The sequence below is a fragment of the Streptomyces niveiscabiei genome (assembly GCF_001419795.1).
Lineage (GTDB): Bacteria > Actinomycetota > Actinomycetes > Streptomycetales > Streptomycetaceae > Streptomyces > Streptomyces niveiscabiei.
On record NZ_LIRL01000678.1, the window covers coordinates 1 to 6,131 of the forward strand.

The following is a 6,131-nucleotide window of genomic DNA, read 5'->3' on the forward strand; positions in this document are numbered from 1 at the left end:
CGGTGAGGGCGTCGGCGGCCATGGAGGAGGCGATGACGCCGTCGAGGGCGGCCTGGGCGCTGGCGAAGGGGTCGCGGGCGCCGCCCACGCCTTCGGGGGAGGGGTAGAGGACGACGCCGAAGCCGTGCTCGGCGGCGACGCGGGCGGCTCCGGTGTAGACGCCGGCGAAGAACTCGGTGGTGAGGGCGGGGACGACGAGCAGGACGGTGCGGGTGTGGCCGAGGCGCAGGTTGCGGGCGGCGAGGTTGGGCCGGTAGCCGAGGTCGCGGGCGGCCTGCCGGACGCGTTCGGCGGTGGCCTCGGCGACCCGGCCGCGCCACTTGTCGCCGAGGACGAGGGAGACGGCTGCCTGGGAGACTCCGGCGGCTCGGGCGACGTCGCGACTGGTGGGTCGGGTGCTGCTGCGTGCCACCGTGAGCCTGCCTCCTGTTCTGGACCGTTCGTCTCGGCTCATGGTACGTATGACCCTGGACGTTATACGTAACACCTGAGCGGCGGGAGGCGCGATGGCCGGGGGTCTGGCGGGTTACGGAGAGGTCGTGCGGGCGCGGTACGCGGCGCGGCTGCTGGTCGGCACCCTGGTGGGCCGGCTGCCGTGCGCGACGGCGGCGATCACGATCGTGCTGTTCACGCGCGCGCAGGGCGGCACGTACAGCCTCGCCGGGGTGCTGGCGGCGGTGTACGGCGTGGCGAACGCGGTGGGCCAGCCGGTGCTGGGCCGCCTGGTCGACCTGCACGGCCAGCCGCGTGTCCAGCTCCCGGCGGCGCTGGGCTCGGCCCTGGGCATGGCCGTGTTCGCCTGGACGGGCCTGGAGCCCCTCTGGCTCGCCTGTACGGCGGTGGTGGCCGCGGGCCTGCTGACCCCGCCGCTGGAGGGCGGCCTGCGGGCCCTGTGGCCGTCCGTGCTGAAGCGCGAGGACCAGGTGCACACGGCGTACGCCATGGACGCGGTCGCCCAGGAGCTGATGTTCACGGTCGGCCCGCTGCTGGTGACGCTGTGCGTGGCCCTCTGGTCGGAGCAGGCGGCCCTGCTGGTGATCAACGCGGTGGGCGTGCTGGGGGCGCTGTCGGTGGTCATGTCACCGCCCTCGCGCGCGTGGCGGTCGGCCCCACGCGAGGCCCACTGGCTCGGCGCACTGCGCTCACGCCCGCTCCTGGCACTGCTGGGGGCATGCGTGTTCATCGGGGTGGCGCTCGGCTCGATCACGGTGGCGTCGGTGCCGTACGCGGACGCGCACGGCGGGGACGCGGTGTACGGCTGGCTGCTGGCCGCGCTGGGGCTCGGGGCGCTGGCCGGCGGGACGGTGTACGGGGCGCGGCAGTGGCCGGGGTCGGCGCAGCGGCGCCTCGAAGTGATCGTGGCGCTGCTGGCGGTGTGCTACCTGCCGCTTATGCTGCGTCCCGGCGCGGTGGCCATGGTGGCGCTCATCGCGTTGGCGGGGGTGTTCCTGGCGCCCGCCATCGCGTGCTCGTTCGTGCTGGTTGACCGGTACGCGCCGCGCGGGACGGTGACGGAGGCGTTCTCGTGGCTGGTGACGATGTTCGGGGTGGGGCAGGCGCTCGGGACGGGCGTGACGGGCCCGGTGGTGGAGGCGGGCGGCACCCTGTGGGGGTTCGCGGTGCCGGGCGCTGCGGGTTGTGCCGCGTTGCTGGTTTTGCTGGCGACGAGGGGGGTAATGGCGGTACCCGAGGTGCGTACGGTGGCGGTGGTGTCGTCGGAAAATGATCCGAACCGTGCTGTCGAACCCCGTTTCAGTTCGGGGGATCGGGCGTAATGTTCAGTCATGGACCGCCGCATTTTCGGGCTGGAGAACGAGTACGGCGTCACGTGCACGTTCAGGGGACAGCGGCGTCTGTCTCCTGACGAGGTGGCGCGGTACCTCTTCCGCCGTGTCGTGTCATGGGGCCGCAGCAGCAATGTCTTTCTGCGGAACGGAGCCCGCCTCTATCTGGATGTGGGTTCGCACCCCGAATACGCGACACCCGAATGTGACAACGTGACCGAACTGGTGACTCACGACAAGGCCGGCGAGCGCATTCTCGAAGGGCTTCTGGTGGACGCGGAACGGCGCCTGCACGAGGAAGGAATCGCGGGCGACGTCTACCTCTTCAAGAACAACACGGACTCGGCAGGCAACTCCTACGGCTGTCACGAGAACTATCTGGTCGCGAGGCACGGGGAGTTCTCGCGGCTCGCGGACATCCTGATCCCGTTCCTGGTGACGCGTCAGCTGCTGTGCGGGGCGGGCAAGGTGCTCCAGACCCCGCGCGGCGCGGTGTACTGCGTCAGCCAGCGCGCGGAGCACATCTGGGAGGGCGTCTCCTCGGCGACGACGCGCTCCCGGCCGATCATCAACACCCGCGACGAGCCGCACGCGGACGCGGAACGCTACCGCCGGCTGCATGTGATCGTGGGCGACTCGAACATGTCGGAGACGACGATGCTGCTGAAGGTCGGCGCGACCGACCTGGTGCTGCGGATGATCGAGGCGGGCACGGTGATGCGGGACCTGACGCTGGAGAACCCGATCCGGGCGATCCGCGAGGTCAGCCACGACATCACGGGCCGGCGCAAGGTGCGCCTGGCGAGCGGACGCGAGGCGTCGGCGCTCGAAGTGCAGCGCGAGTACTACGAGAAGGCCGTCGACTTCTGCGAACGGCGCGGCATCCGCACGGGGACGGTCGAGCAGGTCCTCGAACTGTGGGGCCGCACGCTGGACGCGATCGAGTCGGAGGACCTGGACCGGATCGGCACCGAGATCGACTGGGTGATGAAGTACCAGCTGATCGAGCGGTACCGGGCCAAGCACAACATGACGATGTCGCATCCGCGGGTGGCGCAGATCGACCTCGCCTACCACGACATCCACCGTCGCCGGGGTCTGTACTACCTGCTGGAGCGCAAGGGGCAGGCGGCGCGGATCTGCGACGACCTGAAGATCTTCGAGGGCAAGTCGGTGCCGCCGCAGACCACGCGGGCCCGCCTGCGCGGTGACTTCATCCGGCGCGCGCAGGAGCAGCGCCGGGACTTCACGGTGGACTGGGTGCACCTGAAGCTGAACGACCAGGCACAGCGGACGGTCCTGTGCAAGGACCCGTTCCGTTCGGTCGACGACCGGGTGGAGAAGCTGATCGCCGGGATGTGACACACGTTCCGGTGACAGACCGGAACGCAACACGGGCGCCGTACGTTTCCCGTACGGCGCCCTTTGCACGCCGTAGAGTTGCGCGCACGCCATCCACCTGATCGATCGATTACGAGGCTTTCACCGTGCGCCGACGCTCCCTCATCCTCGCCGCCGTCCCCGCGGGACTGGTCACACTCGCCGGCTGCGGCGACGACAAGTCCGATTCGAACAAGGCGAGCGACAGCGCGTCGCAGTCGGCGTCGGACTCGCCGTCGGCCGCTCCGGCGCCGAAGGTCGTCGACGGCCCGCTGCCGGCCGTGACGGCGGGTCAGAAGTTCGGCGAGAAGCCGACCCTGGCGAAGGGCACCGGCTCCCCGTCGGACCAGCTCGCGGTGAAGACGCTGATCGCGGGCAGCGGGCAGACGATCGCCGAGAAGGACTACGTCTGGGCGAACTACCTGGGCCAGATCTGGGACACGGCGAAGGTCTTCGACAACTCCTACGACCGCAAGACCCCGCTGTTCATCCAGCTCGCGCAGGGCAGCATCATCGACGGCTGGCGGTACGCCCTCGCGGGCAAGAAGACCGGCAGCCGCGTCGAGTTCTCCGTCCCGCCGACCTGGGGGTACGGCGCGGAGGGCCAGTCGCAGGCGGGCATCAAGGGCACGGACACGCTGGTGTTCGTGGTGGACGTGCTGGACACGTTCAACGCGAAGTCCTCCGCCAAGGGCAAGGACGTCGCGCAGGACGACGCCGCGCTGCCGAAGGTCGGCACGAACACGGACGGCAAGGCGCCCTCGGTCGAGATCCCGAAGTCGGCCGCGCCGAAGGGCCTGGTGGCGAACTACGTCATCGAGGGCGACGGCGCGGTCGTCAAGGCCGACTCCACGCTCGTCGTGCAGTACAAGGGCGTCGTGTGGGAGACCGGCAAGGAGTTCGACTCCTCGTACCAGCGCAGCGCGCCGACGTCGTTCTCGCTCCAGCAGGTCGTCAAGGGGTGGGCGCAGGGGCTGACCGGCAAGAAGGTCGGCAGCCGCGTCGTCGTCGTCGTACCGCCGGCGCTGGGCTACGGCGACAACCCGCCGAGCGGGAGCGGGATCGAGAAGACGTCGACGATGGTGTTCACGGTGGACATCCTGGCGTCTTCGTGACCCGGCTCGGGGTGTAAGACTGTGCGGGTTGCCTTTTTGTGAACGACCAGGAGTTTGACGTGAGCATCGAGAAGCCCGAGATCGACTTTCCCGAGGGTCAGCCGCCGGCGGACCTGGAGATCAAGGACATCTGGGAGGGCGACGGCGAGGTCGCGCAGGCCGGTCAGACCGTGACCGTGCACTACGTGGGCGTCACCTTCGCCACCGGCGAGGAGTTCGACGCGAGCTGGAACCGGGGCTCGGCCTTCAAGTTCCCGCTGGGCGCCGGCCGCGTCATCCAGGGCTGGGACAAGGGTGTGCAGGGCATGAAGGTCGGCGGCCGTCGTCAGCTGACGATCCCGCCGCACCTGGCGTACGGGGACCAGTCCCCGACCCCGGCGATCCCGGCCGGTTCCACCCTGATCTTCGTGGTGGACCTGATCGCGGTCTGAGCAGCGCACGACCGCCGCTGACCGAGTGGGGCCCATGCCTGTACGGGCGTGGGCCCTCGGCTTTTGCCGGGGCGGCGCGGGGCGGTACGGTCATCCGTCGGAAGCACCATAGGAAAGGCGTAGGGCGTCGATGGCCATTGCCAAGGCAGAACGGCTCATGAACCTGGCGCTGTGTCTGCTGGGGACGCGCAGGCCGCTGAGCAAGCGGGAGTTGCGCGAATCCATCGAGGCGTACCTCGAAGCGGCCGCGGACGACGCCTTCAACCGGATGTTCGAGCGCGACAAGGACGACCTGCGCGAACTCGGCCTGGTCATCGAGACGGTGGAGAACCTGGACGGCGAGGTCGGCTACCTCGCCCGCCGCGACAGCAACCGCCTCCCGCCGATCACCCTGGACGCGGAGGAGGCCGCCGCGCTGGGTGTCGCCGCGAAGGTGTGGCAGCAGGCGCGGCTCGCCGGAGCCGCCTCCGGCGCGCTCCAGAAGCTGCGCGCCGCCGGGCTGCCGGAGGACGTCGACCCGTACGAGGCACACGGCGCCCTGGAGCCCCATATCCCCGTCCACGAGGCCGCGTTCGAGCCGCTGATGCTGGCGTGCCGGGACCGCAGGTCCGTCGTCTTCGACTACCGCAAGGTCACCGCCGCGCGCCCCGAGCCCCGCAACGTCGAGCCGTGGGCGCTGGAGTGCTGGCGCGGGCACTGGTACCTCGCCGGGTTCGACCGGGACCGGGGCGCCGAGCGGGTGTTCCGGCTGTCGCGGATCACCGGCCGCGTGCGGTCGCGGGGGGCCGGGTTCACGGCGCCGGTGCCGGACGTCGTCACCGTACGGGAGACCGTGGCCGGCTGGGCCGGGGAGGGCGCAGACCGCAGCGCGCTGATCCGGCTGCGGACCGGCGCCGGGTACCCCCTTCGGGCGAAAGCCACGGTGGTCCGGGAACTCGGTGACGGGTGGGACGAGTTGGAGATTCCGTACGGGCACGGTCTGGACGCCTGGCTGGTGGAGTTCGGGCCGGACGTGGTGGTCGTCGAACCCGCCGAGCTGCGGGCGGACGTCATCGACCGGCTGCGGGCCGTGGCCAAGGGCTGAGGGGGCGGGGAGAGCATGGCGGGAAAGCCGGTACGGCCGGTGAACGCGATCGACCAGACGCGGCGGATGCTGTCGCTGGTGACGTACCTGAAGGAGCGGCCCGGCGCGCGCGTCGAGGACGTGGCGCGGGCGTTCGGGATCAGCGAGGAGGAACTCGTCGCCGACCTGGACGTGCTGCCGATGTGCGGGACCAGCTTCCGGGGCGGGGACCTCCTCGACATCGACACCGACGGCGAGCACATCTGGTGGCACAACCCCGACGACGTCGCCGAGCCCCTGCGGCTCGCCGCCGACGAGGCGACGGCCCTGCTGGTCGCCGCGCGCGCGGTCGCCACGC

6 protein-coding genes and 1 pseudogene are annotated in these 6,131 nt (G+C 70.7%); 6 read left to right on the plus strand and 1 reads right to left on the minus strand.

Annotated features, from left to right (window positions below; all coding sequences use genetic code 11):
• Positions 1-412: LacI family DNA-binding transcriptional regulator (locus tag AOK24_RS30195; protein WP_159052034.1), on the minus strand; the 412-nt coding region annotated here is incomplete at its 3' end.
• 94 nt (positions 413-506) lie between these two features.
• On the opposite strand from AOK24_RS30195, the gene AOK24_RS30200 reads away from it, so the two are divergent.
• The 6 genes and pseudogenes from AOK24_RS30200 to AOK24_RS30225 all read left to right on the plus strand — a co-directional run.
• Complete coding sequence (locus AOK24_RS30200) at positions 507-1,775, plus strand: MFS transporter (protein ID WP_055723212.1); 1,269 nt, start codon at positions 507-509, stop codon at positions 1,773-1,775.
• A 9-nt stretch (positions 1,776-1,784) separates the two neighbouring features.
• Entirely contained in the window at positions 1,785-3,146 is a 1,362-nt protein-coding gene (gene pafA / locus AOK24_RS30205; protein ID WP_055723213.1) for a Pup--protein ligase, read from the plus strand.
• Positions 3,147-3,271: 125 nt separating this feature from the next.
• Positions 3,272-4,279, plus strand: coding sequence for an FKBP-type peptidyl-prolyl cis-trans isomerase (locus AOK24_RS30210; protein ID WP_055723214.1), 1,008 nt, complete (start codon positions 3,272-3,274; stop codon positions 4,277-4,279).
• 59 nt (positions 4,280-4,338) lie between these two features.
• On the plus strand, positions 4,339-4,710 hold the full coding sequence (locus tag AOK24_RS30215; RefSeq protein ID WP_055723215.1) for an FKBP-type peptidyl-prolyl cis-trans isomerase: 372 nt from the start codon (positions 4,339-4,341) through the stop codon (positions 4,708-4,710).
• A 130-nt stretch (positions 4,711-4,840) separates the two neighbouring features.
• Positions 4,841-5,794 carry a helix-turn-helix transcriptional regulator gene (locus AOK24_RS30220; RefSeq protein ID WP_055723216.1) on the plus strand — a complete coding sequence of 318 codons (954 nt, stop codon included), beginning with the start codon at positions 4,841-4,843 and terminating at the stop codon, positions 5,792-5,794.
• Between the two features lie 15 nt (positions 5,795-5,809).
• Positions 5,810-6,131 (plus strand): annotated as a pseudogene (locus AOK24_RS30225) (WYL domain-containing protein); the annotation flags it as partial.